This is a genomic window from Halalkalibacter sp. HAAS-P013 (assembly GCF_056619925.1).
The window spans coordinates 12,630-29,705 of record NZ_JBWQTU010000010.1; the positions used below are offsets into that span (position 1 = coordinate 12,630).

At 38.9% G+C, this 17,076-nt stretch carries 21 protein-coding genes; 6 read left to right on the top strand and 15 right to left on the bottom strand.

The window, feature by feature from the left end; genetic code table 11:
- Window positions 1-33: 33 nt before the first annotated feature.
- Together AC1FXP_RS14250 and AC1FXP_RS14255 are read right to left on the bottom strand one after the other, a co-directional pair.
- Window positions 34-399: a Na-translocating system protein MpsC family protein gene (locus tag AC1FXP_RS14250; RefSeq protein ID WP_480062494.1), complete on the bottom strand. Its 366-nt coding sequence runs from the start codon at window positions 397-399 to the stop codon at window positions 34-36.
- 67 nt (window positions 400-466) lie between these two features.
- On the bottom strand, window positions 467-1,723 hold the full coding sequence (locus AC1FXP_RS14255) for an L-lactate MFS transporter (protein WP_480062496.1): 1,257 nt from the start codon (window positions 1,721-1,723) through the stop codon (window positions 467-469).
- Between the two features lie 364 nt (window positions 1,724-2,087).
- Between AC1FXP_RS14255 and fdhD the strand changes: the two genes are divergently transcribed.
- Complete coding sequence (fdhD, locus tag AC1FXP_RS14260; RefSeq protein WP_480062498.1) at window positions 2,088-2,891, top strand: formate dehydrogenase accessory sulfurtransferase FdhD; 804 nt, start codon at window positions 2,088-2,090, stop codon at window positions 2,889-2,891.
- 16 nt (window positions 2,892-2,907) lie between these two features.
- Window positions 2,908-3,138 (top strand): hypothetical protein, encoded by a 231-nt coding sequence (locus AC1FXP_RS14265; RefSeq protein ID WP_480062500.1) that lies wholly within the window; start codon window positions 2,908-2,910, stop codon window positions 3,136-3,138.
- 44 nt (window positions 3,139-3,182) lie between these two features.
- On the opposite strand, the gene moaD is transcribed toward AC1FXP_RS14265, so the two are convergent.
- From moaD to moaA, 5 genes are all read right to left on the bottom strand, one after another.
- Window positions 3,183-3,416: a molybdopterin converting factor subunit 1 gene (gene moaD, locus AC1FXP_RS14270; RefSeq protein ID WP_480062502.1), complete on the bottom strand. Its 234-nt coding sequence runs from the start codon at window positions 3,414-3,416 to the stop codon at window positions 3,183-3,185.
- Complete coding sequence (locus tag AC1FXP_RS14275; protein ID WP_480062504.1) at window positions 3,409-3,882, bottom strand: molybdenum cofactor biosynthesis protein MoaE; 474 nt, start codon at window positions 3,880-3,882, stop codon at window positions 3,409-3,411. Before AC1FXP_RS14275 ends, moaD begins: the two co-directional genes overlap by 8 nt.
- Window positions 3,866-4,399: a molybdopterin-guanine dinucleotide biosynthesis protein B gene (mobB, locus tag AC1FXP_RS14280; protein ID WP_480062506.1), complete on the bottom strand. Its 534-nt coding sequence runs from the start codon at window positions 4,397-4,399 to the stop codon at window positions 3,866-3,868. The genes AC1FXP_RS14275 and mobB overlap by 17 nt, the downstream gene beginning before the upstream one ends.
- Entirely contained in the window at window positions 4,363-5,643 is a 1,281-nt protein-coding gene (locus tag AC1FXP_RS14285; protein ID WP_480062508.1) for a molybdopterin molybdotransferase MoeA, read from the bottom strand. Before AC1FXP_RS14285 ends, mobB begins: the two co-directional genes overlap by 37 nt.
- 91 nt (window positions 5,644-5,734) lie before the next feature.
- Entirely contained in the window at window positions 5,735-6,751 is a 1,017-nt protein-coding gene (gene moaA / locus AC1FXP_RS14290) for a GTP 3',8-cyclase MoaA (RefSeq protein WP_480062510.1), read from the bottom strand.
- A 123-nt stretch (window positions 6,752-6,874) separates the two neighbouring features.
- Here moaA and AC1FXP_RS14295 point away from each other — a divergent pair, with 123 nt between their 5' ends.
- From AC1FXP_RS14295 to AC1FXP_RS14310, 4 genes are all read left to right on the top strand, one after another.
- Window positions 6,875-7,369 carry a MogA/MoaB family molybdenum cofactor biosynthesis protein gene (locus tag AC1FXP_RS14295; RefSeq protein WP_480062512.1) on the top strand — a complete coding sequence of 165 codons (495 nt, stop codon included), beginning with the start codon at window positions 6,875-6,877 and terminating at the stop codon, window positions 7,367-7,369.
- The gene (locus AC1FXP_RS14300; RefSeq protein ID WP_480062514.1) at window positions 7,366-7,962 is read left to right on the top strand and encodes a molybdenum cofactor guanylyltransferase; all 597 of its coding nucleotides are present in this window, start codon (window positions 7,366-7,368) and stop codon (window positions 7,960-7,962) included. The genes AC1FXP_RS14295 and AC1FXP_RS14300 overlap by 4 nt, the downstream gene beginning before the upstream one ends.
- Window positions 7,955-8,440 (top strand): cyclic pyranopterin monophosphate synthase MoaC, encoded by a 486-nt coding sequence (gene moaC / locus AC1FXP_RS14305; protein WP_480062516.1) that lies wholly within the window; start codon window positions 7,955-7,957, stop codon window positions 8,438-8,440. Before AC1FXP_RS14300 ends, moaC begins: the two co-directional genes overlap by 8 nt.
- 357 nt (window positions 8,441-8,797) lie before the next feature.
- Window positions 8,798-9,967: an MFS transporter gene (locus tag AC1FXP_RS14310; protein ID WP_480062518.1), complete on the top strand. Its 1,170-nt coding sequence runs from the start codon at window positions 8,798-8,800 to the stop codon at window positions 9,965-9,967.
- Window positions 9,968-10,057: 90 nt separating this feature from the next.
- On the opposite strand, the gene katX is transcribed toward AC1FXP_RS14310, so the two are convergent.
- The 8 genes from katX to AC1FXP_RS14350 all read right to left on the bottom strand — a co-directional run bounded on the left by katX (window position 10,058) and on the right by AC1FXP_RS14350 (window position 16,939).
- Window positions 10,058-11,656 (bottom strand): catalase KatX, encoded by a 1,599-nt coding sequence (gene katX / locus AC1FXP_RS14315; protein ID WP_480062520.1) that lies wholly within the window; start codon window positions 11,654-11,656, stop codon window positions 10,058-10,060.
- 341 nt (window positions 11,657-11,997) lie between these two features.
- Window positions 11,998-12,819: an urease accessory protein UreD gene (locus tag AC1FXP_RS14320; RefSeq protein WP_480062522.1), complete on the bottom strand. Its 822-nt coding sequence runs from the start codon at window positions 12,817-12,819 to the stop codon at window positions 11,998-12,000.
- Complete coding sequence (ureG, locus tag AC1FXP_RS14325) at window positions 12,816-13,430, bottom strand: urease accessory protein UreG (RefSeq protein WP_480062524.1); 615 nt, start codon at window positions 13,428-13,430, stop codon at window positions 12,816-12,818. Before ureG ends, AC1FXP_RS14320 begins: the two co-directional genes overlap by 4 nt.
- 25 nt (window positions 13,431-13,455) lie before the next feature.
- Window positions 13,456-14,139, bottom strand: a complete 684-nt coding sequence (locus tag AC1FXP_RS14330; RefSeq protein ID WP_480062526.1) for an urease accessory protein UreF — start codon at window positions 14,137-14,139, stop codon at window positions 13,456-13,458.
- A complete protein-coding gene (gene ureE, locus AC1FXP_RS14335) occupies window positions 14,132-14,578 on the bottom strand; it encodes an urease accessory protein UreE (protein WP_480062528.1) in 447 nt (148 codons plus the stop codon). Before ureE ends, AC1FXP_RS14330 begins: the two co-directional genes overlap by 8 nt.
- A 13-nt stretch (window positions 14,579-14,591) precedes the next feature.
- The gene (gene ureC, locus AC1FXP_RS14340; RefSeq protein ID WP_480062530.1) at window positions 14,592-16,301 is read right to left on the bottom strand and encodes an urease subunit alpha; all 1,710 of its coding nucleotides are present in this window, start codon (window positions 16,299-16,301) and stop codon (window positions 14,592-14,594) included.
- A complete protein-coding gene (locus AC1FXP_RS14345; protein WP_480062532.1) occupies window positions 16,298-16,621 on the bottom strand; it encodes an urease subunit beta in 324 nt (107 codons plus the stop codon). Before AC1FXP_RS14345 ends, ureC begins: the two co-directional genes overlap by 4 nt.
- 15 nt (window positions 16,622-16,636) lie before the next feature.
- Entirely contained in the window at window positions 16,637-16,939 is a 303-nt protein-coding gene (locus AC1FXP_RS14350; protein WP_480062534.1) for an urease subunit gamma, read from the bottom strand.
- Window positions 16,940-17,076: the final 137 nt, after the last annotated feature.

A 17,076-nucleotide genomic window follows, 5' to 3' on the forward strand; every position in this document is an offset into this window, starting at 1 on the left:
TCTGCAGGATCGCTACTAAGTACCAAACCAAATCTATAGTTTTTTTGAAAATTTCTCTTCAATATCTTCATCAAATACAAATATCGATATGCCAAAGTCTTTTTCAATATCGATATCAACATATAGGTCTAAAAATTCACACTGTAAGAACTCTTCCATCTCAGCAGGCGGATTTTTCCGATACATATCTTTGACCATTTCTGTTCGTGCAGCCCGTAACATTTGCTTTCCTTCATCTGCTGTTGCGATAAACTTCTCAACAGGCGAAAGGTTCCCTTCCATTTCACATATCGCCCATTTTTTGCAAAATGTTGTACTTATTTTGCTTGGTCCTTTACCCATATGCTTCTTTCGGAAGGAACGTACTAAATTACTAAATTCCGCTTCGTATTTGTTCATTTCCTGTACCCTCATTTTCTTTTACTTACTAAAAGAGTAGTTCGAGTAACTTTAAATGTCAAATAGGTTAACTAGCTAAATTCCTTACTTCGTTCTTTTCTTTTAATTGCTTAATATCAATACGGATCACTATAGAAACAATCAATGCCGCAATAAACATAAATCCAAAAATATAAAGAGTACCCGCATAACTATCAGTTGTTTCCCGAATCCAAGATGCTAGAATGGGTCCAACGAGTCCAGCTAATGCCCATGCCGTTAAAATATATCCGTGAATTGCACCAAGTTGCTTTGTCCCAAATAGATCTCCAATATAGGCTGGGATAGCTGCAAATCCACCACCATAACAAGTAAGAATTAAGAACAATACTGCTTGGAATAAAATTGCATGTGTAATACTAGGTAGAGCAAAGAACGTTACAATCTGGATGATAAAGAATGCTGTATAGACATTTGCACGGCCTAAGTAGTCTGATACAGATGCCCAACCAATACGTCCTAAACCATTAAATACCCCCATTACACCGACCATCGTGGCTGCCGCAGCGGCTGAGAGGCCAGCTATTTCTTGAGCCATAGGTGAGGCAACAGATAAAATGGCAATTCCGCAAGTTACGTTAATAAATAACATCACCCATAAATACCAAAACCTTCTTGTTTTCACTGCTTCGTTTGCTGTTAATTGTGAAAGATCTGATTTAACTCTTTTACCGTTATTTTGTACTTCTGCCATATAGCCTTCAGGCGGCCTTTCAATGTAAAGAGCTGAAGCTAGCATGATGACAAAATAAATAATACCTAAAGAGAAAAATGTATTAGCAATCCCGACTGAATCGATTAAATTTGCCATAATTGGGCTAGCAATCATAGCTGAAAAACCAAAACCCATAATCGCAAGTCCTGTTGCTAACCCACGACGGTCTGGAAACCATTTTACTAGAGTTGATACAGGTGTAATGTAACCAACACCAAGACCAATTCCACCGAGTGCTCCGTATGTGAAATACAAAAGTCCAATAGACTCTAAATTTATAGCAAATCCTGCACCAACTAATCCAATACCAAAGAATGTTGCTGCCACTAAACCTGACTTTCTCGGGCCATATTTCTCAACAAAATGCCCCATAAAGGCTGCAGATAAACCTAAAAATACAATCGCTATACTAAACGTTAAAGAGACTGCACTTAAATCCCAGCCTAGTTGATCCCTAATTGGGTTCGTGAAAACACTCCACGCATAAACTGAACCTATTGAAATATGAATCCCAACGGCAGCTAATGCAATCAACCAACGATTCTTTAATTTCCCTTTCGCTTCTCCCATTTTGTTCACTCCTTTTCTTCCTAGAACATAAAAAAATCGACGTAACTTATTAAAGGAAAAAAGATTCCCTAAAAAAGCACGACGATTAGTTTCAAGCAGGTTTCGCTACTTTACACCAATAGTAATCGCTTACAACAACTTCTCACTTAATATCGAAGACAGGATCGCTATCTCGATCATTAAATGTTACAGATTTATGAATGTAAATAAATCATACCTTGTTTTCAAAAAAAATTCAATATATTTATATTGTACATTTATAGCTTTTATGTTCGTTTTTCTATTAAGAGTCTTGTCAGTTATAAGAGAATGTGTTTATATTTGATACATTACTGCTTTTCTAATATAAAAAGGGGGAATTGGCTTGACTGATTCACTAAGTTCAAATAGATCCATTATCAAGTATAATAATCATCATTTCTCTAAGTTAGAAGATGATATTGTAATCGAGTTCCCTTTGACTATTTATATAAATAATGAAGAATTTGCTACAATGGTTTGTAGTCCAAGAGATTTTGAAGAAATGGTCATTGGTTTTTTAGCATCAGAAGGGGTTATTCGCTTCAAAAAAGAAGTTAAGGAACTTACTATTGATCATGACCGTGGTTTTGCCTACGTCCATTTACATGCTAATGAAGTTCGGAACCAGCAGTATTTCTCTAAGCGATTTATCGGTTCCTGTTGCGGAAAAAGCAGGCAATTTTATTTTCAAAATGATGTTCGCACAGCAAAAACATCGATGACATCTACAATGGTTACAGCTAAACAATGTATTGATCTAATGAAGAAAATGCATGATGCTAGTGTTGTTTTTAAAACTACGGGTGGCGTTCATAATGCCGCTCTTTGTACGGCCAATGAACTCATTATTAGTCGCTCAGATATAGGGAGGCATAACGCACTCGATAAACTATATGGATATTCACTGCTAAATGGAATCTCTGTTAGAGACAAAATCCTAGTATTTAGTGGTCGTATTTCATCAGAAATATTAACAAAAGCCGCTAAAATCGGGGTCGGTATTGTCTTATCAAAGTCAGCTCCTACCGATTTAGCAATACAACTTGCAGAAGACTTAAATATAACAGCTGTTGGATTTATTAGAGGGTCATCCTTTAATATTTACTCACACCCAGAACGCATTATCCTTGAAAATAAGGTAAACTAAAGGAAGGAGGGATTGTATGAGTTCTTGTAAATTAGATCACCCTTTAGAAGATGTTCTTTCTAAGTTAGATTCCCAAAAATCTTTTTTGCCTGCTGAGCTTTTTATAGAATGTCAAACGTTTCTTGCTGCGAATCCAACGCAAATTCAGTTAAACGAATTATTTCATTTGTTAAAGAAGTATGATCTAGCTGAAAAAGAAGAACAGCTTACTCGCAATGAAGCGATTGCTACTTTACTAAAAGCATAGAAAAAACCCCCTGATTTATAGCGATCAGGGGGGGTCTCTATGCTTCAACCTCCACTGACAGGAGGAATAAAAGCAATCACATCTCCATCTTTTACTACTTCGTCTTCATCCGCATAGCTTTCGTTTATCGCAATCATCGTATTTTCAAGTGAGGTTAAATTATACTGTTTTTGTAACCAAGACTTGACTTCATTTACCGTTACACCAGCTTTATCAACCTCAACTTGATCTGTACCTGCTTCTTCTTGAAGTTCAGCAAATAATAAGACTTTAATCATTTTCTTCCCCCTTAATACTGGGTTTCCCTTCGGGGTAAGCCGTCTGTTCTAGTTGATCGCCAACCCATTTTGTACCATCCTCCCAAAACTCTTTCTTCCATATTGGGACAATTTGCTTGATCCGCTCCATAGCATATTCATTTGCTTCGTAAGCTGCTTTACGGTGAGGAGTGGAAACAGCTATAATAACAGCAATCTCGGATATATCCAATGTCCCTACACGGTGTGTAATTGCAATCGTTGACCCAGGCCATTTAACACGAACTTCTTGGCCAATTTGTTCTAGCATTTTTACCGCCATCGGTTTATAAGCTTGATATTCTAACTTTAACGTTCGTTTTCCATGTGTTAACTCTCTTACTGTTCCAATAAACGTTGCAATGGCCCCGCATTCTCTTCTAGTCACCTTAGCCACTACTTCTTCAATGGATAAAGGCGTATCTATGATATCAAATAGTTGACTCATGTTTATCACTCAATTTCTGTAAAATATATTCTATAGATTTTGACGTATCATCAACGTGAAAGATTGGAAATTCTTGTTGATAATTTCGTAGGGGCTTCCATGTAATCGCACAGACTATATTGCTTGCTTGTAACAAATCAACATCCTTTTCACTACGAAGGATAACAACCTTTGGATAGTGCTCTTTTTTAAAACCTTCTACCAATAAAATATCAGGCGAAAAGCTTTCGTATAATTTCACCATTTTCTCTAAAGACCATGTTTGATTCTTTATATGAATCTGTAAAGAGCCTCCCCCTTCAACTGCGGTAATTTCAGCTCCTGCCTCTTGATGACGCTCACTATCCTTCAGATTACTCTCATTTCTTTGCGGACTTGCATGACCATGGTGCTTAATGGTTGCTACCCTTAGTCCCGATTCACTGCACCTTTTAATAAGTGCTTCCATTAAGGTTGTTTTCCCGCTATTTTGATAGCCAACTACCTGTAAGATGGGACAATATTGTTCCAAGGCCATTCACTCCCTTGATGATCCTCAAGTAACAATACATCAACTGACATCCCTTTTTCATATCCTCTTGTTCCTCCAGGTAAAAGCAACAAGCAATCAGCTCCACCTAATGAGCTTACGATACCCGATTTATCAACGCCAGAAGGAGAAGCAACTAATTTCCCTTCGATAAAATCTATTTTTGCTCGAACCAGCCTCATAAAAGGATTGGGTTTTGTAAAATCAGTTCCTAAAGTAGCTTTCACTTTTTGAAGATGTGGATATGTATTATATAACGCTCTTCGTAACATTGGACGGACAAATAACTCAAATCCAACATAACAAGCTGAAGGATTCCCAGATAACCCATACACCATTTTTCCACCAACACTTGCAACGGTTGTCACACTTCCTGGCCTCATCGCTACTTTATTAAAGAGAACGGTAGCTCCTAACTCCTTTAAAATTGCTGGTACATAATCATAATCTCCTACAGAGACGCCACCTGTTGTAATTAACATATCGACTTTTGACAGAGCTTCTTTCGTTGCAGTTAAACAAGCGTCAAAATCATCGTTTAATTTCCCGAAATAAACGGCTTGTCCACCCGCTCTCTCAATTTGGGCCATAATCATATATGCATTTGAGTTCCTAATTTTCCCTGGAGCAAGTGGTTCATTAACGTTAAGTAGTTCACTTCCTGTTGCGATCACACCGATAACTGGCTTTTTTGCAACAGCGACTTGATGATAACCAAACGTTGCAAGTAAAGCAACTATACCTGGATTAATTTGCGTGCCCTTTTTTACTAACACTGTTCCCTTTTTTGTGTCTTCCCCTTGATAAGAGATATTATCTCCTTTTTTAAACAAACGTTTGATTAATATTCTTTTTTCGCTAATTTCTTTTGTTAATTCAAGCATAACAACAGCGTCGCAGCCCTTTGGAATCGGAGCCCCTGTCATAATCCTCACAACTTGAAATGGTTTGACTTCCCCTTCAAAGACATACCCTGCACCAATTTCCCCAACAACATCAAATTCAATTGGGTTGCCCGAATTCGCTTCGTTCGTATCTTCAGATCGAATAGCAAACCCATCATACGGAGAACGATCGAACGCTGGTACATCGTGAGACGCTAGTAAATCTTCTGCCAAAAACCTTCCATAACTGTCTTCTATGTTAACCGTTTCAGAACTTGGGTTCACATCTTGTTCCATTACTCTTTTTACTGCTTCTTCAACTTGGATCGGCTTTCGCTTTTCTACCACAGCACTCACTCCGTTTTAAATATTTAGAAAATACTATATTTATCATTCCAAACATCATATAAAAATGCAAGGGGAATCCCCTTGCACTATTCTACCCACCAATATAGGACATTTCAATTTTCTTTCGGTTTTTCACTGTTTCTTCCGTTCGATCTTCTGAATATTTATCTGTACGAGACCGCCAAATTTCCGTTATTCTTGACTCTATTTCTCTGTCTGAAGCACCTGTTCGAATAAGGGAGCGTAAGTCATATCCACCCTCAGCAAATAAGCAAGTATATAGCTTTCCATCTGCTGAAACTCTGGCACGCGTACAATTTCCACAAAAGGTATCTGAAACAGACGAAATAATTCCAATCTCAGTGTCTGTCCCTTTATATCGATATCTCGTTGCGACTTCACCTAGATAGTCTCTTTCCACTTCTTCTAGTGGAGCAATCGTTGAAACTTTTTCTAGTAATTCCTTTTTCGTTACAACTTGAGAGAAATCCCAGCCATTTGTTTGGCCGACATCCATAAATTCAATAAAGCGTAACGGGATATTTCTATCTTTACAGTAACGAGCTAATCTAATAACTTCCCCTTCATTGACGCCTTTTTTTACAACCATGTTAATTTTCACTTGAAGCCCGGCTTCTAATGCTGCATCAATTCCTTTTAAGACGACTGCTGACGTCACTTTTCTCCCATTCATTTTTTGAAAGATTTCCGTTGTAAGTGCATCTAAGCTGACGTTCACACGCATCAGGCCTGCTTCTTTTAGCGATTTCGCTTGTTTCACTAAATGGACTCCGTTTGTAGTTAAGGCGATATCCTCAATCCCCGAAATTATTGATAGTCTCTTAATTAAGTTAGGTACATTTTTTCGAAGTAATGGTTCTCCGCCTGTTAAGCGAAGTTTCTTAACTCCTAACTTGGTGAACTGTAAAACCAATCGCTCAATTTCATCAAATGAGAGCAATTCTTCTTCTCTCATAAACACATAATCCTCGCCGAATACTTCTTGCGGCATACAGTAGGAACAGCGGAAATTACACTTGTCCATAATTGATATACGCAAATCTTGTAATGGGCGCAAGTATTTATCGCTAACGTGTTTGATTTCCATGTCTATTCCTCCCTTTTTCCTCATCCATTATCGGCGAATTATTGGTTGATTCCAAAAAAGCTGTTACTATTAATTAAGGTATAATAAATCATTCTAACATAAAAAAGGAAGGTGAATGACTTTATGCATAATATAAATACTTCCAAAAGTATAAATGTTGCTATCTTAACGATTTCAGACACGCGAAGTAAAGAGGATGATCGCAGTGGTCAAACCATTCAATCGCTTTTACAATCTGAAAATCATACAATTATTGAGTATCAAATCGTAAAAGATGAACTCCTTATGATTCAAGATGTTGTAAAAACGTGGACCGAAAATACTGATATTCAAGCAATTATACTAAACGGTGGCACTGGTTTTTCTCCACGAGATGTTACATATGAAGCCGTCTCTCAGATTTTAGATAAGCAGATGGACGGGTTCGGTGAATTATTCCGAATGTTAAGCTATGAAGAAATCGGGCCAAAAGCCTTATTTAGTAGAGCTGTTGCTGGAAGCAAACAATCTACAGCTATTTATGCCTTGCCCGGGTCGACAAACGCTGTAAAACTAGCTATGGAAAAATTAATTTTACCGACTATGCCTCATTTTGCTGAAGAATTGGTAAAGAAATGAGGGGAGCAGGTGTAGTCCTAGCTGGTGGACAATCTTCACGCTACGGAAAGCCGAAAATGTTTGAACGTTATAACGGCCTTCCTTTTTATCAACACAGTATAAATGCCCTAATAACTAGTGGCGTTGATTCGGTTTATATCATTACGAATACGTCTCTTTCTAAGCAATTCGATGTAACTAATGCTACATTACTTATTGAGAAAAAGCAGCATAACGGTCCATTATATGCGTTGACCTTTGCCATGCAGTCCATTCAAGATGTTGATTGGTATGTTGTACTAGCTGCAGACATCCCTTTTATCTCTAAAAATATCATCAATTCATTACTGAATTATGCAATCGGCTCATCTTATGATGCAATCGTTCCAGTTACAGGAGACAAGAAACAGCCTCTGATTGCCATGTATCATCGTCGATGTTTGCCTTTGGCAGAAGAGCTAATTGATAATAACCGAAAAAGTATGCAACCATTGCTGCAAAAAGCAAAAGTAAACTATATACACTTCCCTAGTTCTAAACGAGAATTTACGAATATTAACTATGAAAGTGAATGGAAAATAGACAAAAGACAAGGAGTGCAAAAGTATGAGTGAATTTTCACACTGGAATGAGAAAGGCCGTCCGAAGATGGTTGATATTTCTAAAAAAGACCAAACAAAACGAACCGCTGTAGCCCAAAGTACAATCCTTCTAAAAAAAGAACTATATGAAGCCATTCAAAATGCGCAAATAAAAAAAGGAGATCCTCTTCAAGTTGCACAAATTGCTGGAATTATGGCAGCGAAAAAAACACCTGACATTATCCCTATGTGCCATCCTATCCAAATTTCAGGAGTTGATTTCCAGTTTGAATACAAGGAAGCAACAGATGGATATGAATTAATCATCCAAGCCGAAGTCTCATGTAAAGGAAATACCGGTGTTGAAATGGAAGCATTAACAGCTGTATCAGCAGCAGCATTAACTTTCTATGATATGTGTAAAGCAGTAGATAAAAGCATGATTATAAAAGACACCTTCCTCCTAAGCAAAACAGGCGGTAAAAACGGCGATTACATCTCCGGGAAATAAGTTCCGGGGGTCAGCCCCCTCTTTAGTAAACTAAAGAGGGGGCTGACATTTTTCTGCTATAACCTGCTTCCTTCGTTACGCAGAATCCCTAATACGGAATCATATGTTATTGTGATGTTATACTAAACAAGTAAATTAAAAGTACCACTTTTAAACTGCTGAAACTGTGATACTCATCACAAGCATCTAAAAGAGCATGCACTTGTTCTGCTCTTCAAATTGTAACGAAGTTCGACTAGAAAGAACAATAAAAAGCATTGTATAATAGACCTTTACAGCTTTTTTACATATAAGTAAGACAAGCTATTATACTTAAGCCGAGAAAAAAACTAGCTAGTACTGGAGTGAACATACATTTTGGAAAAAAAGAAAGCTTTACCTGTTCTATTTGCAGTTATGTTTCTTGTCATGGTCGGCTTTGGAATTATTATTCCTGTAATGCCTTTCTATGCTGAGGAAATAGGAGCTACTCCTACACAATTAGGTTTGTTAATGGCTGTTTATTCATTTATGCAACTTCTATTTGCGCCAATGTGGGGACGAGTCTCAGACCAAATTGGTCGAAAACCCGTGATCATGATTGGCATTTTCGGCCTGGCTCTTTCCTTTTTCTTATTAGCTGTATCATCTACTCTTTGGATGCTTTTTGCAGCAAGAATTATTGGAGGGTTCTTCTCTGCTGCCAATATGCCTACAGTTATGGCTTATGTTGCCGATATTACATCAGAGGACGACCGTGGGAAAGGAATGGGAATCATAGGTGCTTCTATCGGTCTAGGATTTATTTTTGGACCTGCCATTGGTGGCGTCTTCTCGCAAACGAATTTAAGTGTTCCGTTTTATTTAGCCGGTTCTTTATCGATCATTACATTTCTGTTCGTATTCATCGTTTTAAAAGAATCATTAACACAAGAGCAGCGTAACAAACAATTACGTGAAAGAACTCCGTTACGGGCAGCCTTGAAAGGGCCTGTTTCCATTCTGTTTATTTTGCAATGGTTTGTCTCTTTGTCACTAGCTGGACTTGAAGCAACTTTTGCTTACTTTGCTTATGAAAGAGCAAATTTAGGAGCAGTGGAGTTAGGATATATCTTTATGATCATGGGGTTAGCAGGTGCACTGGTTCAAGGAGGCCTAGTTGGAAGACTAACGAAGAAATACGGAGAAGGATCGGTTATACAAATTGGCATTATTATTTCAGCAATCGGCTTCGGTCTTATTTTATTTATTGATAGCTTTCTAACTGCTGCTATTTTTTTGACCGTGTTTGGTGTAGGAAATGGTTTAATACGTCCAAGTGTTTCTTCATTACTGACAAAGGCCTCTCCAACAGGCTATGGTCGTACGACAGGCCTTTTGTCTTCATTTGACTCTCTTGGCCGAATTATCGGCCCACCGCTTGGCGGCTGGCTCTTCACCGTAACAATCGGCTTGCCTTATATGCTAGGAATTGCACTATCGATCTTCGCTTTTGTTTTATATCGAATTTACAAAGCAAAGGCAAACAACCCAGTACCAGGTACATAAGAAAGGCGCGCAGCAGCTTTTCTTAAAAAAGGGGTCAGACCCCTCTTTACTACACTAAAGAGGGGTCTGACTCTATTTTCTTTATTTTTCTTAATAAGGATCCGATGGATGGCTTTTATCTTGCGCATCTTGAACGGCTTGTTCTGTTTTGGTTGTGCCAATTGGACCAGACTCGGCTGTTTCCATCCCTTTCATCTTCGCTTCAATCCCGTCAGCGACTCTCTTTCCATAATCAGGATCAGCTTGTGTGAAATTCTCGATCATTTGATCACGAATTTCCTTTCTACATGGAGCTAATGTATTTACTAAGTTTTTAATAAGGTCATCACGTTCAAAGTCAGAGAGTCTTCTGTACGTCTCTCCAGCTTGTCCAAAATTATTAGTACGGTCAATCGTTTCCCTTTTTAATTCCCCTTCTACATAAGGGGTATGTTCCTTCCCTGGATTTTCTGCTTCTTTTAAGCCACCAATTGTGGAAGGTTCATAATTTACGTGAGGATTTTGATTTTTCCCTTGGTCCACTTTATATTCCATTTGGCCATCACGTTGATTTGTCGCCACATGCTTCTTCGGTGAGTTAATTGGAAGTTGCAAATAGTTTGTTCCTACACGATAACGTTGAGTATCCGAATAAGAGAACGTTCTTCCTTGTAAAAGTTTATCATCAGAGAAATCAAGCCCATCTACAAGAACACCAGTCCCAAATGCAGCTTGCTCTACTTCTGCATAATAATTTTCCAGATTTTTATTAAGCACCATCTTACCTACTGCCTGCCAAGGAACATCTTCTTTGTACCAAAGCTTCGTAGGATCAAGTGGATCATAATCAAGCTCAGGATGATCATCATCACTTAAAATTTGGACAAAAAGCTCCCACTCAGGATAATCTCCATTTTCAATCGCTTCATATAAATCTTGTGTTGCATGGTTAAAGTTCTTGGATTGAATCTCGTCTGCTTCTTCCTGCGTTAAATTTTTAATGCCTTGTTTAGGTTCCCAATGGTATTTTACAAGAAATCCTTCTCCCTCTTTGTTCACCCATTTATATGTATTTACCCCAGAACCTTGCATCATACGATAGTTCGCTGGAATGCCCCAAGGTGAAAACAAGAAAGTTACCATATGGGTTGCTTCAGGGGTATTTGAGACAAAATCGAAAATACGTTCACCATCTTGAATATTCGTTACTGGATCTGGCTTAAATGCATGTACTAAATCTGGAAACTTCAAAGGGTCACGAATAAAGAAGATCTTTAAGTTATTACCAACTAAGTCCCAGTTTCCATCTTCTGTATAAAACTTTACCGCAAAGCCTCTTGGATCACGCAATGTTTCAGGAGAATGTCCACCATGAACAACAGAAGAAAAGCGGACAAATACAGGTGTTTGCTTTCCTTTTTCTTGGAATACTTTCGCTCTTGTATACTTTGAAACTGGCTCATCGCCAACCGTACCATATGATTCAAAATATCCATGTGCTCCCGCACCCCGAGCATGAACAACACGCTCTGGAACACGCTCTCGATCAAAATGACTTATTTTCTCTAAAAAATCATAATTTTCTAATGTTGTTGGTCCACGATTTCCTACAGTACGAACATTTTGATTGTTCGTCACTGGATGTCCCTGCCTATTTGTTAACGTATCTTCCGTTTCATTCGTTCCTGTTACTTCGTTTTCATCTTTCAATGTATTCCCTCCTTTTGGCGTTCAATAACCAATATGTCCAACTAGAAACTATCCGAAACAATAAATGGAATTTTCACTGGTTAAAAAAAAGCAAACATGAACCAAAGAAGGATCACGTTTGCTGTTACAGTCTATATAAGCTTTGCATGAATAATATCGTCTAACAAAGTTAAAGAGATAGCAAATCGACAATGTCAGAACATTATTAGGCGCAGTTAAACGTATTACTCTGGAATTAAGTGACAAGTACAATAGAAAAATCCTCCCTGCGTTGTTGGTCAGAGAGGTAACCTATTTTCAAAACTAGAATCATTCATTTCCTATTATCAAAAGAGATTAAACTAATACTTTCGCCAGTGGGCATATTCCTTATTTAATAACTGTTTTCTAGCAAAAGCATGTGCTGAAATAATCAATTTCTCAATGATACCTGTGCTTCGGGCAAGAATTCGTAATATTACTCCATTTCCTGGAAGAGCGGACAATCCAAAGCATAGTTCATAATTCCTATCATCTTCTTGCAAATGCTCATATAAACGATCAATATATCTTTTGTCTACAGCATGATGTAAGATCAGAAACATTCCTACATGCGTATAGCCATCCATTTGCAGCATACCGTTCATTTCGGCGTCTGGCTCCAACATTAAATGATCAAACAAAACAAGCTTTTCTTTATTATAGATCTTCAACTTAGAACGAATCCAGTCATATCGAAAGAGGCTTCCATCTTTCGCCCAGCCTGGTGTAATAATGTCACTGTAAAAGAAACTAGCATCCTCATCAATAGAGACAGTTGTCTCCTGAATAAACCGTGCCTGTTCATAAGCAATTAACGGGTCAGGCAAGTATTCAAGAACACTTCCTTTTCCTAATGTAATGTTTGTTACTTGAACAACTGGTTCATTCGGTGTCTTATACACCTTTGTGTGTGATTGAGTGGTGACTGCTAGTTCCGCTCCATCTTCTACAGAAATGTTAGTTACATACCGGTCTCCGTCTACATATCCTCCTCCTACATGAATGAGGTAAACAGCCGGTGAATTCACATCAAGATAAACAGGACGTGTAATCTTTAATGCTCCTTCATAATAGCAATCAGAAAGGATTGTTCGTAGAGCCTTTTTTTGGGCTGTCAGCTCTAGTAATCCGGTATAACTCATGATTCCAGACCAATAAGAAGAGCTTGCTTTTTAATCCAATCTACAACTTCGTCTAAACCTGTTCCATCCTTTAAATTCGTAAAAACAAACGGCTTATTTCCACGTGCTGCAAGCGTATCTCGTTCCATAACTTCTAGACTTGCACCTACATACGGAGCTAAATCTGTTTTATTAATTACAAATAAATCAGATTTAATCATCCCCTGTCCGCCTTTACGGGGGATCTTTTCTCCTTGTGCAACGTCGATGATGTAAATTGAAAAATCAACTAATTCCGGGCTGAACGTAGCTGCTAGATTGTCACCGCCGCTTTCAACAAAGATCAATTCTAGATCCGGGTGCTTTTCTTTTAATTCATCAATGGCCGCAAAGTTCATCGAAGCATCTTCGCGGATCGCTGTATGTGGGCACCCACCTGTTTCTACCCCAACAACACGATCTTCTGGCAATACACCATTTTTCATCAGGAATTTAGCGTCTTCCTTTGTGTAAATATCATTCGTTACGACTGCCATGCTTAATTCATTGTCCAAAGCACGGGTTATCTTTTCTACAAGCATTGTTTTTCCTGCTCCAACAGGACCTCCAACTCCAATTCTTACTGGTTCCATTTGTATCCTCTCCTTAGGTTTATTTTTATGACATAAACAAGCGCACGTGTAAGCGCTCATGCCGCATTTGTGCTATTTCTAGCCCGGGACTAATCGCACCTAAATCCTCTTCTACCAATGTGAAAATTTTTGATACTGCCTGGTCTATTAGAGGCTGTATTTCTACTAAAATCTTCTGACCATCTGTCTGTCCAAGTGGAATACCACGAACAGCATTTTGAACTAACGAGGAAACAGCAGTAAACATGTACGTTTTAACGGCTGTTTCTTTTGTTACTTCCAAGTGATGGGCAACTGCTGCAAATACGAAAGCAGAATGACCGTATGCTTGTTTTGCCTTTATTTGCTGCAAATATTGCTGAAGGACGGACGATGGATAAAGCTCATTACACAGCTTCGCCATCCGTTCACCAATTTTTTGATTTCCAAGTCTTGTTTCCTCAGCAAGACTAGAAGCATATAATAGATGATCAAGCTCTAAAAACTTGTCAAATTCTTTTTGCTCCAGTGCCTCAAAGGCAAGTCTGCAAGCAAGACCATCAACAAAGGTGAGCTGCTTGCGAATATAAACAGACATCGCTTGACTAAAGCTTTTTTTATCTGTAATCGTCTGATCTTGAATATAGGTCTCTAATCCAAAGGAATGCGAAAATGCTCCTGAAGGGAAATTGGAATCACTTAATTGTAAAAGTGGCAACAGCCTAGTCATGACTATGTCCAATATGACGAAATGCCTGTTTGACCTTTCGCTTTTCTCTTTTATGTGGGATCGATAATTGCTGAAGTAACTCTTCTACTAAGTAATCGTATTGGACGAGCATTTCATCCCCTTCGAATTGAGCAGGCATGTGCCGGTTTCCAAGCTGGTGAGCGATTTCCCCCATTTGTTGAATCGAGGTTGGCATGATCGTTAACAGATCATCTTCTTTGACCGCGACAACAATCATGTTTTTTTCATCCATATACAACACATCACCATCTATTAATTCACGGTTTTCTTTTAATCGAATGCCAATCTCATTGCCGTGATCCGTTGTCACTCTTTGAATCCTTTTCACTAAATCATCGCTATCTAAATACACTCGTTCCACATGTGGAGCTCTCTTCTCCATTGTCGCAACATTTCCCACAATACTTTCAATAATCATGCTTCCCCCACCTTTAAAATAAGAAATAGCGCTGTGCCATCGGAACAACGTCTGATGGTTCACACGTAATTAATTCGCCGTCAACTTTTACTTCATACGTTTGCGGATCAACCTCAATCTCTGGCGTTTCTCCGTTTAACACCATCGATTTTTTCGTTAAGTTACGAACTCCTGAAATAGGCTTGACGATTTTTTCCAGACTAAGCTCTTCTTGAATTCCCGCTTCATACGCCGCTTTTGACACAAAGGTCATTGCTGCTTTGTATTTGGCTTTTCCGTTCGCACCGAACATTGGACGATACAATATCGGCTGCGGCGTTGGAATACTTGCATTTGGATCGCCCATAATACTGTGAGCGATTATACCGCCTTTTAAAATAATATCTGGCTTCACACCGAAAAACGCAGGATCCCAAACAATTAAATCGGCAAACTTGCCAACTTCAATTGAACCGACATAGTCAGAGATTCCGTGGACGATCGCAGGATTGATCGTATATTTTGCAATATAACGTTTCACTCGATTATTGTCTCCTACTCCTTCGTCTCCCTTGAGCTTTCCACGTTGTTTTTTCATTTTATCGGCTGTCTGCCAAGTGCGGCTGATTACTTCGCCGACACGCCCCATCGCTTGTGAATCTGACGAGATCATACTAAACACACCTAAGTCATGTAGAATATCCTCTGCAGCAATCGTTTCTTTACGAATACGCGAATCTGCAAAAGCAATATCCTCCGGAACACTTGGATCTAAATGATGACAAACCATTAACATATCTAAATGTTCTTCCAATGTATTAATGGTAAAAGGGCGAGTTGGATTCGTCGATGAAGGTAAAATATTTGGAAAGCTGGCCGCTTTTATTATATCCGGTGCGTGTCCTCCTCCTGCTCCTTCCGTATGATACGTATGAATAACACGTCCATTAATGGCTGCTAATGTATCCTCGACAAATCCACCTTCATTTAATGTGTCTGTATGAATGGCTACTTGGACATCGTACTCATCTGCTACCGTTAAGCATGTATCAATCGCCGCTGCAGTTGTCCCCCAATCCTCGTGAAGCTTCAGACCGACAGCTCCAGCTTCAACTTGTTCACTGATCGCCTTCTTTCCGGACGCATTTCCCTTCCCTAAGAAGCCTAGATTCATTGGGAATTCTTCTGCCGCTTCGAGCATGCGGTGAATATTCCATTTCCCTGGTGTACAAGTTGTTGCTTTCGAACCTGTTGCCGGACCCGTCCCTCCTCCGATCATCGTTGTCAAACCTGATTGAAGGGCTGTTTCAATTTGTTGTGGACATATAAAGTGCACATGAGCATCTATTCCTCCAGCTGTCACAATCTGACCTTCGGCGGCAATGACTTCCGTAGAAGCACCGACAACAATATCGATATTATCCATGAGCAATGGATTTCCTGCTTTGCCAATCGCAGCGATAAAGCCATCCTTTATCCCAATATCTGCTTTATAAATTCCCGTGTAGTCAACAATTGTCGCATTCGTTAACACTAGGTCGACACTTTCGTCCCTTGTCGCAAGGGGGTGCTGTCCCATTCCATCACGAATGACCTTACCTCCACCGAACTTCACTTCATCCCCATACGTCGTATAATCCTTTTCAATTTCGATGAACAGCTCTGTGTCAGCTAGACGAATGGCATCTCCAACTGTCGGACCAAACATATCAGCATATTGCTTTCTTGACATGTGAAAACTCATTCATTACCCTCCTTCTTAACTGATCCATTTACTCGATTATTTAAGCCATATATCCTTTGTTCTCCTGAGAAAGAAACCAGTTCAACTTCCTTCTCATCGCCTGGTTCAAAACGGACAGCTGTGCCCGCTGGAATATTTAAATGCATTCCTAATGTTTCTTCCCGATCAAACTTCAAAAAATTATTCACCTCATAAAAGTGAAAATGAGATCCAATTTGAACAGGACGATCTCCTTGGTTTAACACCTTAATCATAATTGGCTTTTTCTGTTCATTACAAATAATTGGGTCTTTCTTTAATATGTACTCTCCTGGGATCATGTTTCTCCCCTCCTATTATCGAATTGGATTATGTACAGTAACTAGCTTCGTTCCATCAGGAAATGTTGCTTCAACTTGAATATCTGAAATCATTTCAGGAACACCTTCCATTACATCTTCTCTTGTTAAAATAGTGGTACCATACTGCATTAACTGAGCGACGGTTTGTCCATCTCTTGCTCCCTCTAATACTTCATATGTAATAATAGCCGTTGCTTCCGGGTAATTCAGCTTCAATCCCCTATTTTGACGACGACGTGCTAAATCGGCAGCGACAACAATCATTAGCTTCTCCATCTCACGAGACGTTAGTTTCATCCCCTACCATCCTTTCTTCTCATTTATAGCGGTTTTGCAAATATTGCTACATTATTCTACTATTTGACAATCATTATACTATAATCAATAGAAAAGTAGCTAAGGACCACTAGGACTTAGCTACTTTGTTCATACTT

Excerpts from the sequence above, each read along its gene's own strand:
- AC1FXP_RS14250 (WP_480062494.1), bottom strand. The coding sequence starts at position 399 with ATGAACAAATACGAAGCGGAATTTAGTAATTTAGTACGTTCCTTCCGA.
- AC1FXP_RS14255 (WP_480062496.1), bottom strand. The coding sequence starts at position 1,723 with ATGGGAGAAGCGAAAGGGAAATTAAAGAATCGTTGGTTGATTGCATTA.
- AC1FXP_RS14265 (WP_480062500.1), top strand. The coding sequence starts at position 2,908 with ATGAGTTCTTGTAAATTAGATCACCCTTTAGAAGATGTTCTTTCTAAG.
- moaD (WP_480062502.1), bottom strand. The coding sequence starts at position 3,416 with ATGATTAAAGTCTTATTATTTGCTGAACTTCAAGAAGAAGCAGGTACA.
- AC1FXP_RS14275 (WP_480062504.1), bottom strand. The coding sequence starts at position 3,882 with ATGAGTCAACTATTTGATATCATAGATACGCCTTTATCCATTGAAGAA.
- mobB (WP_480062506.1), bottom strand. The coding sequence starts at position 4,399 with ATGGCCTTGGAACAATATTGTCCCATCTTACAGGTAGTTGGCTATCAA.
- moaA (WP_480062510.1), bottom strand. The coding sequence starts at position 6,751 with ATGGAAATCAAACACGTTAGCGATAAATACTTGCGCCCATTACAAGAT.
- AC1FXP_RS14295 (WP_480062512.1), top strand. The coding sequence starts at position 6,875 with ATGCATAATATAAATACTTCCAAAAGTATAAATGTTGCTATCTTAACG.
- AC1FXP_RS14300 (WP_480062514.1), top strand. The coding sequence starts at position 7,366 with ATGAGGGGAGCAGGTGTAGTCCTAGCTGGTGGACAATCTTCACGCTAC.
- moaC (WP_480062516.1), top strand. The coding sequence starts at position 7,955 with ATGAGTGAATTTTCACACTGGAATGAGAAAGGCCGTCCGAAGATGGTT.
- AC1FXP_RS14320 (WP_480062522.1), bottom strand. The coding sequence starts at position 12,819 with ATGAGTTATACCGGATTACTAGAGCTGACAGCCCAAAAAAAGGCTCTA.
- ureG (WP_480062524.1), bottom strand. The coding sequence starts at position 13,430 with ATGGAACCAGTAAGAATTGGAGTTGGAGGTCCTGTTGGAGCAGGAAAA.
- AC1FXP_RS14330 (WP_480062526.1), bottom strand. The coding sequence starts at position 14,139 with ATGACTAGGCTGTTGCCACTTTTACAATTAAGTGATTCCAATTTCCCT.
- ureE (WP_480062528.1), bottom strand. The coding sequence starts at position 14,578 with ATGATTATTGAAAGTATTGTGGGAAATGTTGCGACAATGGAGAAGAGA.
- ureC (WP_480062530.1), bottom strand. The coding sequence starts at position 16,301 with ATGAGTTTTCACATGTCAAGAAAGCAATATGCTGATATGTTTGGTCCG.
- AC1FXP_RS14345 (WP_480062532.1), bottom strand. The coding sequence starts at position 16,621 with ATGATCCCAGGAGAGTACATATTAAAGAAAGACCCAATTATTTGTAAT.
- AC1FXP_RS14350 (WP_480062534.1), bottom strand. The coding sequence starts at position 16,939 with ATGAAACTAACGTCTCGTGAGATGGAGAAGCTAATGATTGTTGTCGCT.